Raw genomic sequence first — 16,331 nt, 5'->3', positions numbered from 1 at the left:
TGTTCATCCCCCCAAGAGCAGCGTAATCAATCACACCACTCTATTCATAAATCAACAAAAGAACTTGGCATCACCGCTTTGAGCTAGAGCGTACTAGCTTGAAGAATCCCCCGAAAATTCAAACTGGTAGCAGGTACGGTAGTTGTATTCTTGTTCAGGCTGGAGAATACAACTGTCCTGCTTCCACTCTGGGTGGTTAGGAGAGTCAGGTAAGAACTGGGTTTCTAATGCCAACCCTGCGTAATCTTCATAACTGCCACCACTTCGGTTTGGTGTGCCACCAAGCCAGTTTCCGGTGTATAGCTGCATAGCAGGTTTGGTTGAAAATACTTTTAAGGTGACCAGCGCATCTGGCGAAGTCACGGTCGCGGCACATTGAGTGCGTTTACAGCCGTCAGCCAATAAGAAAGAGTGATCGTAACCCTTGGCGGCTTTCTGTTGTTCATCACCTAATAAACGCTCTGAGATCATCATAGGCTGAGTGAAGTCGAAGCTGGTCGATTTCACCGATTTCAAGTTGCCTAATGGAATGCCGACAGAGTTGGTTGGTAAGAACTGAGACGCGTTGATACTTACAATGTGAGACAAGCAATCGTGCCCTGCTTCTGCACCGAGCAGATTGAAGTAGGTATGATTAGTCAGGTTAACTACGGTTGGTTTATCAGTGTTGGCTGTGTAATCGATAGAGACTCGATTATCTTCGGTGATTTCATAACGAACCGACACGTTCAAATTACCCGGAAAACCTTGGTCTCCATCCGCTGACACCAAACTAAACACAACCGATGTTTCAGTTTGCTCAGCAATATTCCAGCGACGTTTATCAAAACCATTCGGGCCACCGTGTAAGGTATTTCCCGCTTGGTTCGTTTCTAGCTTGTAATTCTTACCATCAATTTTGAAACGACCATTGGCAATACGGTTAGCATAACGACCGACTGTTGCCCCCATATAACTGGCTTGCTTCTCGAAGTTCTCCATTGAATTCACACCCAATAGCACTTCTCGTCTGCTTCCTTTTACTGGCAAGATACAGCTCAACCACGTTGCGCCAATATCCATGAAAGTTACTTGCATGCCATGCTCGTTGGACAAGGTAACTAACTGAGCAGGTTGGCCATCATAGGCTGCAGTTTCTGTCATGGATTGATGCAGGTTCTGCGCTTGTGTCATTCTAAATTCCTTCTACTGCCAGTAAAAAGCCTCTACGTTGAGGTAAAGGCTTTAGTATTTGGCCTACCATGATCTTTTTACTTGGTAAGCGCTATCTTAAGTCTCGAAGCGGTTAGATTACTTCAATTAGGCCGGCGCCGTCTTTCGCTTGGCACACATAAATTGATTCTTTTAGACCCGTAGCTGCTTGATATTTCTGCTCAACGGTTGTTTTAATTTCATCAACCAATGCAGGCGGAACCAATGCCACGATACAACCACCAAAGCCACCGCCCGTCATACGCACGCCGCCTTGATCGCCAATCACTTCTTTAACCATATCCACTAGCGTATCGATCTCTTTAACTATGATTTCAAAATCATCACGCATTGATGCATGCGATTCTGCCATCAACTCACCTATGCGCTTCATGTCATGAGTACGCAGAGCTTGAGCCGCTTCAACGGTGCGGTCATTTTCGGTAATCACGTGACGAGCGCGCTTAGCAACCATCTCATCCAGCTCAGACTCTTTCGCTTTGAATTGCTCAATCGTTACATCACGCAGTGCAGACACACCGAACAGACGAGCCGCTTCTTCACACTGCTCACGACGTGTGTTGTATTCACTGTCGACCAAGCCACGTTTCTTGTTTGAATTGATGATCACCACCGCCATGTCTTCTGGCATTGAAACCGCTTGAGTTTCTAAGCTACGGCAATCCAAAAGCATCGCGTGATTCGCAAGGCCTTCTGCCGAGATCATTTGATCCATGATGCCGCAGTTACAGCCTACAAATTCGTTTTCCGCTTGCTGACCATTTAGCGCAACTTCAGCCTGACTTATCTCTAAGTTGTAAAGCACCTTGAATGTCTGTCCAATGACCACTTCCAGAGCCGCAGAAGAACTTAAACCGGCACCTTGAGGCACGTTGCCGGCTACAGAAATATCCGCACCTTTAAACTCATAGCCACGACCAATTAAGCACTTCACCACGCCACGAATATAGTTCGCCCACATTTTGTCTTGTTGGAAAGTGATCTCTTGCGTGATATCGAATTCGTCTACTGCATTATCGTAGTTAACAGATACCACACGCACCATGTTGTCTTCGCGCTTTGCTGCCGCAACAACAGTTTGGTAGTTAATGGCACACGGCAGAACAAAACCATCATTGTAGTCAGTGTGCTCACCAATCAGGTTCACACGACCTGGTGCTTGAACGATGTGAGTCGCTTGGTAACCAAGGACTTGCTCAAAAGATGCTTTCACGTTTTGGATTAGATCAGACATAAGTAAACTCTCTGCTTAAACTCTTTGTTCAATTGTGGCCTCTTCATGGCACCACTTTAATTCTTTGAGATTCTCTATCTCGTTTGTTATTTACGAAGCAGGTATCACTGCTCTTTGTAGTGAACATCACTCAAATCGCGAAGACGTTGCGCCGCTTGTTCTGCGGTCAAATCGCGTTGCGATTCCGCCAACATTTCGTAGCCCACCATGAACTTACGAACCGATACGCTGCGTAGTAGTGGCGGGTAGAAAAGCGCGTGCAGTTGCCAATGGTCGATGTCGGTGCCTTCTTCGAAGAACGGCGCATAGTGCCAACCCATCGAGTATGGGAATGAACACTGGAACAAGTTGTCGTAGCGGCTGGTCAGCTTCTTGATCGCAAGTGCCAAGTCATCACGTTGTTCGTCAGTCAGTTCACTCATACGGCGAATGTGTGTTTTTGGCAGCAACATAGTTTCGAATGGCCACGCCGCCCAGTAAGGTACTACAGCAATCCAATGTTCCGTTTCAACCACGGTGCGTGAGCCGTCTTTCATTTCAGCTTCAACGTAATCCACTAATAGGTTTGAGCCCTGTTGCTCGAAGTATTCTTTTAGCAACTTTTCTTTACGTTCAATCTCGTTTGGTAGAAAGCTGTTTGCCCAGATTTGACCGTGTGGGTGAGGCTGAGAACAGCCCATTGTCTCGCCTTTGTTTTCAAACGCTTGAACCCATAGGTAATCTTTACCTAGCTCTTCAATCTGCTCGTCCCAGGTATCAATCACGCCGCGGATTTTATTTACCGGTAACTCTGGCAGCGTTTTGCTGTGGTCTGGAGAAAAACAGATAACGCGGCTCAACCCACGAACACCTTGAGTCTTAAATAGAGGATTGTCAGACTCTGGAGCGTCAGGCGAATCAGGCATCAACGCCGCGAAATCATTACTGAACACATAAGTACCGTCGTAATCTGGGTTTTCGTCACCCGAGATACGTGTGTTGGTTGGGCACAAGAAACATTCTTTCTCGTACTCAGGAAGTTGTTCAGTCGATGGCTTCTCGTCTTGACCACTCCACGGGCGTTTAGCACGGTGCGGTGATACTAAGATCCACTGACCCGTTAGTGGGTTATAACGACGATGCGGGTGGTCTACTGGGTTAAATTCAACTTTTGACATACTTACATTGCTCTTAATTTTTGTGTCTTGGTCAATTCGCCAAGACGAATAATTCTTCTACAAGGAGATTCAAAATATCTCTTCATCCGCATTCACCAATAAAATTGGAATTGCAGCCAACAACGCTGCGGCTTCAATTACGAAGGGGAATAACCGTTTGGGTTATTCGACTGCCATTTCCACGTATCCGCCGTCATTTCCATCACGCTGCGTGTCGCTTTCCAACCCAGTTCACGCTCTGCTTTTTCAGTGCTTGCCCAACATTCGGCAATATCACCCGCACGGCGCGGACATAATTCGTAAGGAACTGGCTTGCCCGATGCCTGTGCAAAGGCTTCAACCATCTCAAGTACACTCGAGCCTTTACCTGTACCTAGGTTGTAAATGTGAAAACCCGACTTCTCGCCCACGGCTTTTAATGCGGCTACGTGGCCATCAGCCAGATCCATCACGTGAATGTAGTCACGCACACCTGTTCCATCTGGTGTTGGGTAATCGTTTCCAAAGATAGAAAGCTTCTCTCTTCGGCCTACAGCAACCTGTGCGATGAACGGCACTAGGTTGTTTGGAATGCCTTGCGGGTCTTCACCCATGGTGCCTGATGGGTGTGCGCCGACAGGGTTAAAGTAGCGCAGTAAAGTGACGCTCCAGTCGTTTTCAGCGTTGAACAAATCACTCAAGCACTCTTCGACCATGTACTTACTACGACCATAAGGGTTCGTAGTTTCGCCCGTTGGTGAGCTTTCGGTGATCGGCACAATCTCAGGGTCGCCGTACACGGTTGCTGAAGAGCTGAACACGATGCTTTTCACGCCTGCTTTCTTCATGCTGCGCGCTAGAACCAGAGACCCGCTTACGTTGTTATCGTAGTACTCCAAAGGCTTAGCGACTGATTCGCCCACCGCTTTTAGGCCAGCGAAATGAATGACGGCTTGAATGTCATGCTTAGCAAACACGCCATCTAAGAAGGATTCATCACGAATATCGCCAAGGTAAAATGTTGGTGTTTGACCGGTTAGCGCATTGATTCGTTCCAGTACTAGCTCTTTGCTGTTGCAAAGGTTGTCTACAATGATGGGCTCTATGCCCTCCTGCATCATTTGAATACATGTGTGACTTCCGATGTAACCCATTCCGCCCGTTACCAGTACTTTCACAATCAACCTCTCTTCACTGTCATTCATGATGAAATCTGAACCGATACTCTGTGTATTAGTTCGTTGTTATAGAAATAGTAGCAGCCAATCTGACTATAATTCTGTGATCACAACCACGAAGTGTAAACGTTTACACAAGTTCCACGAGACATATTCAACCAACATAGAGTAGATGAATCGATAGATAGTGCTAATCCATTGAAATTAAATGAGATCTTTATAGATAGTTAGATTTGCGACATCACAGAGGAGTTGAGCATTTATTTTACTAAAAGTTAATGCATTGGCTTTCAGTTTGATTACAATAGGCCTGTAGAATAAAGAGGTGCATTGCTTTTTTTACTAAAGACGAATTTCAAAGCAGCGCAATGTTCCAAGAACAGGAAGTGAGTATGGCAACGTTAAAAGATATCGCGACGGAAGCAAATGTTTCATTAGCTACCGTTTCTCGGGTTCTCAATGAAGATCCTACATTAAGCGTCAAGGAAGAGACCAAAAGGCGTATCTTTGAAATTGCCGAGAAGTTGGAATACAAAACCAGCAGCTCACGTAAATCGGTTAGCGGTAAAAAGCAAAACCACCACTTCCTTGCCTTGTATAACTACAAGCAAGAAGCAGAAGTTAACGACCCTTACTACCTATCGATTCGCCACGGTATTGAGACACAGTGCGAGAAGATGGAAGTTAACCTAACCAACTGTTACGAAAGTAAAATACAGACAAACTCTAGCCAGATAACCGGTATTTTACTGGTTGGTAGAATGACCCAAAAAGTTATCGCACAAGCGAAAAAGCTCACCGATAATATCTGTTATGTCGACTTTACCGATCACTCTGAACCTTATGACTCCGTTGATATTGACCTTGCTCGCATCAGCAAAGAGATCACCAACTTCTTCATCAACCAAGGGTACGAACGCATTGGTTTCATCGGTGGCCAAGACGACATTAACACCTCTGATATTCGTGAAGTGGCTTTTACTGAATACGGTGGCCTTAAAAACGTCGTCAGTGAACAAGATATCTATCGCGGTGACTTCTCTAGCTCGTCGGGCTACGACCTAGCGAAGAAAATGCTAGAAAGCGAGAACTACCCGAAAGCCATGTTTATTGCATCAGATTCCATCGCTATTGGCGTTTTACGAGCGATTCATGAGCACGGATTGCGCATTCCTGAAGACATTGCGCTGATCAGTGTCAATGACATCCCAACCGCTAAGTTTACCTTCCCGTCTTTATCAACGGTTCGTATCCATTCTGAACTGATGGGAATTCAAGGTGTTAACCTTTTGATAGAGAAAGTACGCGATGGCCGTACTATCCCACTAAGAGTTTACGTACCAAGTAAACTTAAGCTACGCGATACAACAAAATAGCAATATATTTCAAACAGATAACGAAAGGCCATCTCTACTATAGGTGGCCTTTTTTGTGCCTGTTATCTCCCTCTCCAATCACATATCGTCTCTTCCAATCTGCTGTATAAAACACCAAATAGCATTCTTTTAAGTGGATCACACAGCACCGTCAAAAGCCCACAAAAAACGTGATGGAGTTAAAGTAAAACGTTTTCACTAATTTCACTTAGTAAAACTTTTACTAATAATTACCTCAGTCCAAAAAATACTCGTATTCACTACGACCCAATTACGCATAAGAACGTCGGTCAGCAAATTGCATCTAGGCCGAGAGAGAGGCAACGTGAATTACTCACCTCTAATACCGCCTTCAGATTTGGGTCTTAGCGTTAAGCTGAGGTCCATTTTTATATCCGCAGAAATAGTTTTTGGCCTACTATGATCCTTTTACTTCATTTGCTGTACTTTAACCATTTTCAACACAACAAAAACACACCTAATAACGGCAATACCCTTTCAATAGCTTGATATAGATCTGTTGCGTTAGCTCGATTTTTAACTTAGAGCTTGTGTCTGATCGGCATAGTCAGAAACAAAAAACCGAAAGTAGAAACTTTCGGCTTTTGAATAATGTTGGGTAATCAGGTCAATAGATTTAATATATCAACTTATTAAAGTCGTCGCCTATTAATCGCAATTTATTTCATCCCAGAACCAGTTCGATTGAACAGGGCTTTCCCATACGCCAGGGCCATTTTTAGCCACGAAGCACTTGCCGTTATGTGTCACCTTGTCGCCATTACTCACTTGGCTCACGCCCGCTTCCCATGTGATAAACACCGATGGATCTACGACAATTGGTGGCTCAGTCACTGGCGGTTCAACAGGGCTTGGGCCTACCGGATCAGGATCGACAGGTGTAGGCTCACCGGCAACTAATTTCCAAGGGCCGCCATTGGCAGGGTCATCACCTTGTGTCCACCATTTCGCTTCGTAGGTTACGCCATTTTGAGTCACTTGATCACCAGCGTTGTATACCTTAGTCGCGCTCCAACCGTTGCCACCGGGATCTGTCCCTGGGTCTACCGGATCAAGCTTGTCGACCACTTTCACTTCAGGCCAGCTCGCGTGAGAACCGTAGAAGTTGGTCACACACTTCTCGTAATCTCCAGCAACCAACGCTGAATATGCCGTTTGGAAACCAACAAGCTCACATTCAAATGAGTAGCCTTCTGGGCGGTCTGCGTAGTATTTCCAGTTACCATCCCAGTTAGTGTATAGCACGTCAGTGGCACCGTTGAGGTTTAAGCTTCCGTAAGGCGTTTGCTGCCAACACGTGTTCTGCTCGTCCACTTCTACAGGAATTTCATAGTGCGCCGCTAGGCCTTCCCAGTAACGAATTCGGTTAACGGGTTGACCTTTGTCTTTATTCTGCTCACCACACTCAATTCCACCATTGATCACGTTGATAGTAGTACCAAAGCCATAACCAATACCGGCATCCAATTCACGTTGCGAGGGTGTCCATGTACGGTCGATCACGTGCAACATTGCAGGTTTAGGAGCTTGAGGAGTAAGGAAGAACCAAATAGCAGAAGCTAGGTTTAACCAAGAGTCTGCCACTAAGGCCGGATTATTCAATAGAACCGTCGCATCACCATCGAACATCACTTCCGAGAACGCACCGTAGTTAAAATGGTAAGAAAGCTGTTTAGCACCACGTCCGAAATAGCCCTGCCCTACGGCACAAGGCCAACGTGCATTTTGCCAATCGTTCTGGCCACAACCTGTGGTGTAGCCTTCTTGCCCTTCAGACCACCCCATTTCACGAACATGTACCAGCGCTTGCTGCCACTCTTCTAGAGCTAATGGGTTATCAGAAGTATTGTCGATTGCGATGTGGCCGCCCGTCTCTTGAGAGAAGTGAGCAAAAGCGGTGATGATGGATTTCTTACAGATGGCATCAGAATCTCGCCCATCAGTGTACTCTCCACAGAAGGCTGGGAATTTACCAATTGCACGCAAGAAACGAGTATAAGTGTATTCTGGCGCAGCCATCTGAGTAAGGAAGTCCCATTCAGATTGAGGGAATACACGCTCAACCCGTTTTACGTTTTCAGGGTTGAAAGGTGAACCGGGTTCAATCGCTTCAACGATGGTGTTCGAACGAGTTTGTAGGGCCTGTGACCAGATAGCATACATAGGGTCGGAGGTTTTCGTCTGTTCAGCAGCTTGTAATGCTGACTTCTCAACAAGGTAACCATTCGGGTTTTGCGGATCAGGTTGAATGTTCAAAGACGCATGGCTTTGTGCTGCTAATGTACAGCCAAGTATTGCCGCCAAATATTTAATTTTTAACATGGTGTATTCTCTTATCTGTCCTTAATAAGTCCATCAAAGAGTATGCGTCACATGTGAAATGGCCTAGCTGGTGTGGTATGAATTTATAAAAAGTGCGAGTGATATTTTTATGTATAGTCCAACACAACAAAGCGTCTCATTGTTTCTTGAGGCGATGTCTAATTTTCGACTAGTTTGGCTCCTAACCGTTCTTTCTGACTCTTTAATACCTGAATCAGAAAGAAAAAAGCCCCGAACTGAGTTCAAGGCTTTTAAGGTTTCAATCAAAGTAGTCTAATTCTCTAAGAGATTATTCCCACTCGATAGTTGCTGGTGGTTTACCAGAAATATCGTAAACAACACGTGAAATGCCGTTAACTTCGTTGATAATACGGTTAGAGACTTTACCTAGGAAGTCGTATGGCAGGTGTGCCCAGTGAGCAGTCATGAAGTCGATAGTTTCTACAGCTCGTAGAGATACAACCCAATCGTACTTACGACCATCGCCCATTACGCCAACAGAACGCACTGGTAGGAATACCGTGAATGCTTGAGATACTTTGTGGTAAAGGTCAGCAGCGTGAAGCTCTTCAATGAAGATAGCATCAGCACGACGCAGCAGGTCACAGTACTCTTTCTTGATTTCACCAAGTACGCGAACACCTAGGCCCGGACCTGGGAATGGGTGGCGGTAAAGCATGTTGTATGGAAGACCAAGCTCTAGGCCGATCTTACGTACTTCATCTTTAAACAGCTCACGTAAAGGCTCAACAAGGCCCATTTCCATATCATCAGGAAGGCCACCCACGTTGTGGTGAGATTTGATTACGTGTGCTTTACCGGTCTTAGATGCAGCTGACTCGATTACGTCTGGGTAGATAGTCCCCTGAGCAAGCCATTTAGCATTCTTCAGTTTCTTAGACTCTTCATCGAAGATGTCTACAAATACGTGACCGATGATCTTACGCTTAGCTTCTGGTTCAGCTTCGCCTTCCAGAGCGTCAAGAAAGCGTTGTTCAGCATCTACTTTGATGATGTTTAGGCCAAACTTGTTACCAAACATATCCATAACTTGCTCTGCTTCGTTCAAACGAAGAAGGCCGTTATCTACAAATACACAAGTTAGTTTGTCACCAATAGCACGGTGAGCAAGCATTGCAACTACAGATGAATCAACGCCACCAGAAAGACCAAGGATAACTTCGTCATCACCTACTTGCTCTTTAATACGAGCAACCGCATCTTCGATGATGGATTCAGAAGTCCATAAACGCTCACAGCCACAAACGTTAAGAACAAAGTTCTCAAGCATTTTAAGGCCATTCTTAGTGTGCGTTACTTCGGGGTGGAATTGCACGCCGTAGTACTTCTTCTCTTCATTTGCCATTGCAGCGTATGGGCAAGTGTCTGTTGCTGCGATTTTTATGAAATCAGCAGGAATCTCAACCACTTTGTCGCCGTGGCTCATCCAAACATCTTGCGTCGCTTCAAGGTTAGCAAATAATGCTGAATCACCCGTAACTTGAACCGCGGCGTAGCCGAATTCACGCTCGTTAGAACCTGCAACTTTACCACCAAGCTGCTCTGCCATGGTTTGCATGCCGTAGCACACACCAAATACAGGAACACCTGAATCAAATACGTACTGAGGTGCGCGCGGAGAGTTCTCTTCCGTTACACTTTCAGGTCCACCAGATAGGATGATACCGTCTGGATTGAATTCACGAATATCCGCTTCTTCTACGTCCCAGCTCCAAAGTTCACAGTAAACACCGATCTCACGAATACGACGAGCAACTAGCTGTGTGTATTGAGAACCGAAGTCCAGAATTAGAATACGTTGGTCATGAATATTTTTAGTCATTGTAAGCAGTCTTATTGGCTATGTGATAAAACGGAGGCGAGTTTACTCACCTCTGATTAACTCTTCAAGAAATAAAGCAAACGTTTTCGTTGGTTATCTGTAGGGCGATATTTTGTGAGAATCACTCTCTAAACAAAACAGGCCTCAAATAAAATAATGTGCCGACTAAATCAGCACATTATTCAAACGTTTGGACGTATTATTAACCTAAACGGTAGTTAGGTGCTTCTTCCGTAATTTGAACATCGTGTACGTGAGATTCTTTCATGCCCGCACCAGAGATACGAACAAACTCAGCTTTAGTACGCATGTCTTCAACAGTTGCAGAACCTGTTAGGCCCATGCTTGAGCGTAGACCGCCCATCTGTTGGTGAACGATCTCTTTTAGACGACCTTTGTATGCGATACGACCTTCAATACCTTCTGGAACAAGCTTGTCTGCAGCGTTGTCAGATTGGAAGTAACGGTCAGAAGAACCTTGAGACATGGCGCCAAGAGAACCCATACCACGGTAAGACTTGTAAGAACGACCGTTGTAAAGGATAACTTCACCCGGTGCTTCTTCAGTACCAGCGAACATTGAACCGACCATCACACAAGATGCGCCAGCAACGATAGCTTTACAGATATCACCAGAGAAACGGATACCGCCATCTGCGATTACTGGAATACCGTATTCGTTTGCAATTTCAGCAGCGTCTGCGATTGCTGTTACTTGAGGAACACCAACACCAGTAACAATACGAGTCGTACAGATTGAACCAGGACCGATACCTACTTTAACCGCACTAACACCGGCTTCAATAAGAGCACGAGCGCCAGCCCCCGTTGCTACGTTACCACCAATGATTTGTAGATCAGGGTAGGCAGCGCGAGTTTCGCGGATACGGTTAAGTACGCCTTCAGAGTGACCGTGTGAAGAGTCGATTAGTAGAACGTCTACGCCAGCTTCAACTAGAGCAGCAACGCGCTCTTCGTTACCAGCACCAGCACCAACAGCTGCACCTACACGTAGGCTGCCGCGCTCATCTTTACAAGCGTTTGGTTTACGTTCTGCTTTGTGGAAATCTTTTGCAGTGATCATTCCAGTAAGTTGGAAGTCATCATTTACCACAAGAACTTTCTCAACACGCGCTTCGTGCATTTTCTCTTGAACTTCTTCACGAGTTGCACCTTCTTTAACAGCAGCAAGGCGAGCTTTAGGCGTCATTACTACTTCAACTTTCTTAGAAAGGTCAGTAACAAAGCGAACATCACGGCCAGTAATAATACCAACAAGTTCGTTTGTTTCAGTAACAACAGGGAAACCGGCGAAGCCGTGTTTTTGAGTAAGAGCTACAACATCAGCGATTGTCGCGTCAGGGTTTACAGTAACAGGATGAGAAACTACACCTGCTTCGTAAATTTTAACCTGGCGAACCATTTCAGCTTGTTGTTCAATAGACATGTTCTTATGAATGAAGCCTATTCCGCCTTCTTGTGCCAGTGCAATCGCTAGGCGAGCTTCTGTCACAGTATCCATCGATGCAGAGATCATTGGGATGTTTAGGGAAATATTCTTCGTCAGCTGAGTGCGAAGATCAGCTGTATTAGGGAGAACGGTGGAGTGTGCTGGCACTAGCAGTACGTCGTCGAATGTCAGCGCTTCTTTGGCAATTCTTAGCATTTGCAATATCTCACAATAATAGGAGTAAAAAGAAACAATCCAATCTCATCGTTTCGCCTAATGAGGGCAGCCAATTAAGGAAAATTAAACTGCATTTGGATTAGATATTGCGGACGGATTATACGGCTAACGAAATCGCTTGGCTACACATTTTTGTATTTTTAATTTGCATTCCCCCCCTTGCTATGTATTATATTGCCGCTATCTTCCATACTCACGCCCTGTGAGATTCCAAGAAAGACCTTCCTTCAAGGAAAGATAGTGCTTCTATGACTAATCCAAACATCTTTACTGTTTCTCGCCTCAACTCAGAGGTTCGTCTCCTATTAGAAAATGAAATGGGAATAGTCTGGCTCGTTGGTGAAATCTCAAACTTCTCAGCACCTGTCTCTGGTCACTGGTACCTCACACTTAAAGACTCTCGCGCTCAAGTTAAGTGCGCCATGTTTCGTGGCAATAACCGCCGAGTCACTTTTAAGCCCCAGAATGGTAATCAAGTTCTAGTCAAAGCTCGCCTCTCTCTTTATGAACCACGTGGTGACTATCAGCTGATCATCGAAAGCATGCAGCCAGAAGGTGACGGTAAGCTTCAGCAAGAGTTCGAAAAACTGAAGATAGATTTGGCATCTGAAGGCTTATTTGCTCAATCGAGTAAACAGACTTTGCCAGAGCATCCTAAATGTGTAGGTATCATTACTTCCAAAACGGGCGCAGCACTGTTTGATATTCTCGATGTATTGAAAAGACGCGATCCTTCATTGCCCGTTGTCATTTATCCAACGATGGTTCAAGGTGAAGAAGCAGCGATTCAAATCGCCCAAGCGATTGGACGAGCTAACGAACGCAATGAATGTGATGTGTTGATTGTTGGTCGTGGCGGTGGCTCGTTAGAAGACTTATGGTGTTTCAATAACGAGATAGTAGCTCGCACTATTAAGGCAAGTCAGATCCCAATCATCAGTGCTGTTGGTCACGAAATCGATGTCACTATCGCCGATTTCGTCGCAGATATGCGCGCCCCAACACCATCAGCAGCTGCAGAATTGGTGAGCCGTGATAACAGTCATAAAGAACAAACTTTCTCGTCTAAACGTGCTCGCTTGGTCAGTGCGATTCGACATGTGTTAATCAAGCAAGCGCAATCAACTCAAACGTTGACATACCGCTTAGAGAAACAGCACCCGAGCTACCAGCTACAAAAGCAGAGTCAGCAACTTGATGACTTAGACATGCGTTTGCGTCGTGGTATGACCCAATACTTAAAGCAGCATGCACAAGATATTGAACGTAAACAGCATCTTCTTCAGTTGAACTCACCAGTGAAACGCCTTGGTGTACAGAAGTTACATTTACAGCGTTCTGAGCAAAAGCTGCTGGATGCGATGGATAAGACGTTACTAACAACTCGCCACCAGCTAGCTATGGCTGCCGAGAAGTTAGAGACCGTCAGCCCACTGGCAACCCTAAAGCGTGGCTACAGCATTACCCATTCAGCGTCGAGCAAGACGGTGTCATCCATTAACGATGTTGAAGTAGGCGAAGTGATCACCACGCAGGTCGAAGATGGTGTGATTGAATCACAAGTAACAACAAGAGTCGCTAAGAGCGAGCTCTAGATTCAACTCGAACGCTGAAAACCATTGAAAACAAAAAGCCCTATCGATAATCGACAGGGCTTTTTTGTATCTACCAGCTTCAAAAACGAACGGATTCCAATCCTACTCAGTCGTAGAATGCTCTTTCATGGTCAGCATCCCTTCCGTCACAATAAAGTTGATGATGAAGTCTAACCCTTGGCTCTCTTTGAGGTTGGTGAACACGTATGGCTTGGTAGGGCGCATACGTTGTGTGTCTTGCTCCATCACCTCAAGTGACGCCCCAACGTATGGCGCTAAATCGATCTTGTTGATGACCAGCAGATCAGAACGTGTAATACCCGGACCACCTTTACGTGGGATCTTCTCCCCTTCCGCTACATCAATCACATAGATAGTCAGGTCGGCTAACTCAGGGCTGAACGTCGCACTGAGGTTGTCACCACCACTCTCTACAAACACCACATCGAGGTTCTTATGTAGCTTAGCCAGCTCTTCGACTGCCGCGAGGTTCATCGACGCATCTTCACGAATCGCAGTATGTGGGCAACCGCCTGTTTCCACACCGATGATGCGGTCAGGATCTAAAGCTTCAGCTCGTGTCAGTATCTTGGCATCTTCTTGGGTGTAGATGTCGTTGGTTACTACTGCAATATTGATCTTGTCGCGAATCGCCTTACACAGCACTTCTAACAACGCTGTTTTACCCGACCCAACCGGGCCACCGATACCAATTCGAAGGGGTTGCTTATAACTTTCCATTGTCTACTTCCTTATATTCTTTTTGCTACCTCGTCCGTGCTTAGCGCTACGAACGAAATAGTCGCGTGTATTGTGTTTCGTGCAGTGAACTCGCTAATGTCATTGATGGCGAAAAACTGCCTATCATCCAATCTTCTATAGCGCGTGCTTTCTCAATCACCTCGGGGAACGTGTTGGTGATATTAATCAGTGCCAACTGCCCATCGGTCTGTCCTAAAGGCACCAACTTAACCCCTGCGGTGACAATATTCTCAAGCCAGCTCCATAGATAACCCTGCTTGAGGCTTTCTAAATCAATGTTCCAATGTTGAGCAGCAATACACATGCCCAACAATTGGTTTGGGTGACTATCAACGGAATCCACCAGCGAAATATCGATATCCAAGCGCTTCAACAAGGTATTCAAGGCATGTCCACGTTGCTTCTCTTCCGCTCGCAATTCACTGGTTTCACGGCTTGAGTATAAGTAGTTACACCAATGCTCAATCTCATCGATTTCACCTTTTTCTAGCGCGTGATAAAGGCGATCTAAGATAGGTAATTCCAAGGTCGCGACACTAGAACTGACGATGGTATTAAGCCACTGTTCCATGCTATTGCGATCCGTTACCCATCCCGCCTCAACCGCCATCTCTAAACCTTGCGAGTAAGTAAAACCCCCTATCGGCAACGACGGACTGATCAATTGGAACAGACGATAAATCGCGACATTTTCTGTTGTGGTCATACTCTTGTTCTTTGTCCTCTAGAATCGAAAAGTTCGAGAGCTTACGCACCTAACAGTAATAGTGCGCTTGCTGAAGCCACGCCGACCGACATCCATTTAGAGTAAATCGCGCGGCCAACAAACGTACCGATAACCATTAATGCCAAAGCACTAATGCTCATACCGGTTGCAAATTGAGTTAGGTTACTCGCCGCTTCAACGCCGTGCGCGTAACCATGGAAAAACAGCATTGCAATCGAAGCGACCAATACGCTGTTTACACGCTTGGTTGATGGTGAGAATACGTGCCATAAACATAAGCTGACAACGAACAGAGAAGCGATGATTGCCGGTTCAACTATTACAGAGAAACCTAGGGCTTGGCCTGCGAGAAGCCCCACGACCAATGAAGCCAATCCGCCGCCAATCAACGCGGCTTTTATCTTGGTTGAAAACGACAGTGCGCCAATTAACAGACCGAAAGCGATCAGCATGATCAGGTGATCCATACCTGTCACAGGGTGAGTTAAGCCAGACATAAATGAGTGAGACTCATGAACCGAATGCGAACCGTGCCCTGGGTGAGCCAAAGCCAATGTTGATGTAGTTAGAGAAGCTATTGTGAAAGTGCATAAGCCTGCTGCTGTTTTAAAGTTCATCGCGTAATCCTTGCGTTATTGTTATTAATATCGTGGTTGTATCTATAAATGGATGAGTATCAAATGACTCGATTAGTGATGGTGGTGATGACCGCCAGAGCGACCACCATAAGCGCCACCTTCAGGTTCAAAGGGTTGTTTTTCGGTCGTCACTGTCGCGCCCAAACCTTCAACCATTTCATCCAAAACATGATCATGTTGATAACGTACCCAGCCCGCTTCCACTTGTAGCGGCACATGTCGGTTACCAAGGTGGTAAGCAACACGAGTTAATAGATGCGAATCTTCACAGTAAACGGTCGACACGGTTTCCGGTGCGGCTTTTACTTCCACCACTAAACCACATTCACTTGAAAGCTGTTCACCGCCACGCAAGATGTGACCTCGTGGTAGAAACAGCCCTGCATTGCGTCCGTCATCGAGCATCACCTTAAGGCGGCTCTTAATACGGCTATCGATTGGTAGGCTTAGAAAGCCATCAGGAGCCGTGCTCAACTCCGTTTGAATTTGAGTTAGTTCAATCATGCTATTACCTCAATCTCCTTGTGAGATTTATAACGTTCAAAATAAGAGCCCTCAGCCAAGAGCCCAAATAGGAGCTTCAGCTAAAGGTCTAAAATA

At 45.7% G+C, this 16,331-nt stretch carries 13 protein-coding genes; 2 read left to right on the top strand and 11 right to left on the bottom strand.

What is annotated here, in order from left to right; translation table 11 throughout:
- Nucleotides 1-93: 93 nt before the first annotated feature.
- From galM to galE, 4 genes are all read right to left on the bottom strand, one after another.
- The gene (gene galM / locus OCT63_RS01825) at nucleotides 94-1,173 is read right to left on the bottom strand and encodes a galactose-1-epimerase (protein ID WP_269983079.1); all 1,080 of its coding nucleotides are present in this window, start codon (nucleotides 1,171-1,173) and stop codon (nucleotides 94-96) included.
- A 112-nt stretch (nucleotides 1,174-1,285) separates the two neighbouring features.
- Nucleotides 1,286-2,446, bottom strand: coding sequence for a galactokinase (gene galK / locus OCT63_RS01820; protein WP_269983078.1), 1,161 nt, complete (start codon nucleotides 2,444-2,446; stop codon nucleotides 1,286-1,288).
- A gap of 104 nt (nucleotides 2,447-2,550) precedes the next feature.
- On the bottom strand, nucleotides 2,551-3,603 hold the full coding sequence (locus OCT63_RS01815) for a UDP-glucose--hexose-1-phosphate uridylyltransferase (protein WP_269983077.1): 1,053 nt from the start codon (nucleotides 3,601-3,603) through the stop codon (nucleotides 2,551-2,553).
- Between the two features lie 137 nt (nucleotides 3,604-3,740).
- A complete protein-coding gene (gene galE, locus OCT63_RS01810; RefSeq protein ID WP_269983159.1) occupies nucleotides 3,741-4,760 on the bottom strand; it encodes a UDP-glucose 4-epimerase GalE in 1,020 nt (339 codons plus the stop codon).
- A 392-nt stretch (nucleotides 4,761-5,152) separates the two neighbouring features.
- Here galE and ebgR point away from each other — a divergent pair, with 392 nt between their 5' ends.
- On the top strand, nucleotides 5,153-6,136 hold the full coding sequence (gene ebgR, locus OCT63_RS01805; protein WP_269983076.1) for a transcriptional regulator EbgR: 984 nt from the start codon (nucleotides 5,153-5,155) through the stop codon (nucleotides 6,134-6,136).
- Nucleotides 6,137-6,805: 669 nt separating this feature from the next.
- On the opposite strand, the gene OCT63_RS01800 is transcribed toward ebgR, so the two are convergent.
- The 3 genes from OCT63_RS01800 to guaB all read right to left on the bottom strand — a co-directional run bounded on the left by OCT63_RS01800 (nucleotide 6,806) and on the right by guaB (nucleotide 11,988).
- Nucleotides 6,806-8,479: a chitinase gene (locus tag OCT63_RS01800; protein WP_269983075.1), complete on the bottom strand. Its 1,674-nt coding sequence runs from the start codon at nucleotides 8,477-8,479 to the stop codon at nucleotides 6,806-6,808.
- A 289-nt stretch (nucleotides 8,480-8,768) separates the two neighbouring features.
- Complete coding sequence (gene guaA / locus OCT63_RS01795) at nucleotides 8,769-10,322, bottom strand: glutamine-hydrolyzing GMP synthase (protein WP_161673899.1); 1,554 nt, start codon at nucleotides 10,320-10,322, stop codon at nucleotides 8,769-8,771.
- Nucleotides 10,323-10,524: 202 nt separating this feature from the next.
- Nucleotides 10,525-11,988 carry an IMP dehydrogenase gene (gene guaB, locus OCT63_RS01790; protein ID WP_161687191.1) on the bottom strand — a complete coding sequence of 488 codons (1,464 nt, stop codon included), beginning with the start codon at nucleotides 11,986-11,988 and terminating at the stop codon, nucleotides 10,525-10,527.
- Nucleotides 11,989-12,257: 269 nt separating this feature from the next.
- Here guaB and xseA point away from each other — a divergent pair, with 269 nt between their 5' ends.
- Nucleotides 12,258-13,604: an exodeoxyribonuclease VII large subunit gene (gene xseA, locus OCT63_RS01785; RefSeq protein WP_161687189.1), complete on the top strand. Its 1,347-nt coding sequence runs from the start codon at nucleotides 12,258-12,260 to the stop codon at nucleotides 13,602-13,604.
- A gap of 102 nt (nucleotides 13,605-13,706) precedes the next feature.
- On the opposite strand, the gene ureG is transcribed toward xseA, so the two are convergent.
- The 4 genes from ureG to ureE all read right to left on the bottom strand — a co-directional run bounded on the left by ureG (nucleotide 13,707) and on the right by ureE (nucleotide 16,235).
- Nucleotides 13,707-14,345: an urease accessory protein UreG gene (ureG, locus tag OCT63_RS01780; protein ID WP_060468393.1), complete on the bottom strand. Its 639-nt coding sequence runs from the start codon at nucleotides 14,343-14,345 to the stop codon at nucleotides 13,707-13,709.
- Nucleotides 14,346-14,391: 46 nt separating this feature from the next.
- On the bottom strand, nucleotides 14,392-15,072 hold the full coding sequence (locus OCT63_RS01775; RefSeq protein WP_161687187.1) for an urease accessory protein UreF: 681 nt from the start codon (nucleotides 15,070-15,072) through the stop codon (nucleotides 14,392-14,394).
- Nucleotides 15,073-15,113: 41 nt separating this feature from the next.
- Entirely contained in the window at nucleotides 15,114-15,710 is a 597-nt protein-coding gene (locus tag OCT63_RS01770; RefSeq protein ID WP_161687185.1) for a HupE/UreJ family protein, read from the bottom strand.
- A gap of 72 nt (nucleotides 15,711-15,782) precedes the next feature.
- Nucleotides 15,783-16,235 carry an urease accessory protein UreE gene (ureE, locus tag OCT63_RS01765; RefSeq protein ID WP_060468396.1) on the bottom strand — a complete coding sequence of 151 codons (453 nt, stop codon included), beginning with the start codon at nucleotides 16,233-16,235 and terminating at the stop codon, nucleotides 15,783-15,785.
- Nucleotides 16,236-16,331 lie beyond the last annotated feature (96 nt).

The sequence above is a fragment of the Vibrio sp. RW genome (genome assembly GCF_027587105.1).
GTDB classification, from domain to species: Bacteria; Pseudomonadota; Gammaproteobacteria; order Enterobacterales; family Vibrionaceae; genus Vibrio; species Vibrio toranzoniae.
Note: the sequence above shows the minus strand (reverse complement) of the source record. Positions and strands in the feature narration are given on the sequence as shown.

Bases quoted from the DNA above. Each gene is read 5' to 3' on its own strand.
- OCT63_RS01770 (WP_161687185.1), bottom strand. From the start codon at position 15,710: ATGAACTTTAAAACAGCAGCAGGCTTATGCACTTTCACAATAGCTTCT.
- guaB (WP_161687191.1), bottom strand. From the start codon at position 11,988: ATGCTAAGAATTGCCAAAGAAGCGCTGACATTCGACGACGTACTGCTA.
- OCT63_RS01815 (WP_269983077.1), bottom strand. From the start codon at position 3,603: ATGTCAAAAGTTGAATTTAACCCAGTAGACCACCCGCATCGTCGTTAT.
- galK (WP_269983078.1), bottom strand. From the start codon at position 2,446: ATGTCTGATCTAATCCAAAACGTGAAAGCATCTTTTGAGCAAGTCCTT.
- OCT63_RS01800 (WP_269983075.1), bottom strand. From the start codon at position 8,479: ATGTTAAAAATTAAATATTTGGCGGCAATACTTGGCTGTACATTAGCA.
- galM (WP_269983079.1), bottom strand. From the start codon at position 1,173: ATGACACAAGCGCAGAACCTGCATCAATCCATGACAGAAACTGCAGCC.
- OCT63_RS01775 (WP_161687187.1), bottom strand. From the start codon at position 15,072: ATGACCACAACAGAAAATGTCGCGATTTATCGTCTGTTCCAATTGATC.
- ureE (WP_060468396.1), bottom strand. From the start codon at position 16,235: ATGATTGAACTAACTCAAATTCAAACGGAGTTGAGCACGGCTCCTGAT.
- ureG (WP_060468393.1), bottom strand. From the start codon at position 14,345: ATGGAAAGTTATAAGCAACCCCTTCGAATTGGTATCGGTGGCCCGGTT.
- ebgR (WP_269983076.1), top strand. From the start codon at position 5,153: ATGGCAACGTTAAAAGATATCGCGACGGAAGCAAATGTTTCATTAGCT.
- guaA (WP_161673899.1), bottom strand. From the start codon at position 10,322: ATGACTAAAAATATTCATGACCAACGTATTCTAATTCTGGACTTCGGT.
- xseA (WP_161687189.1), top strand. From the start codon at position 12,258: ATGACTAATCCAAACATCTTTACTGTTTCTCGCCTCAACTCAGAGGTT.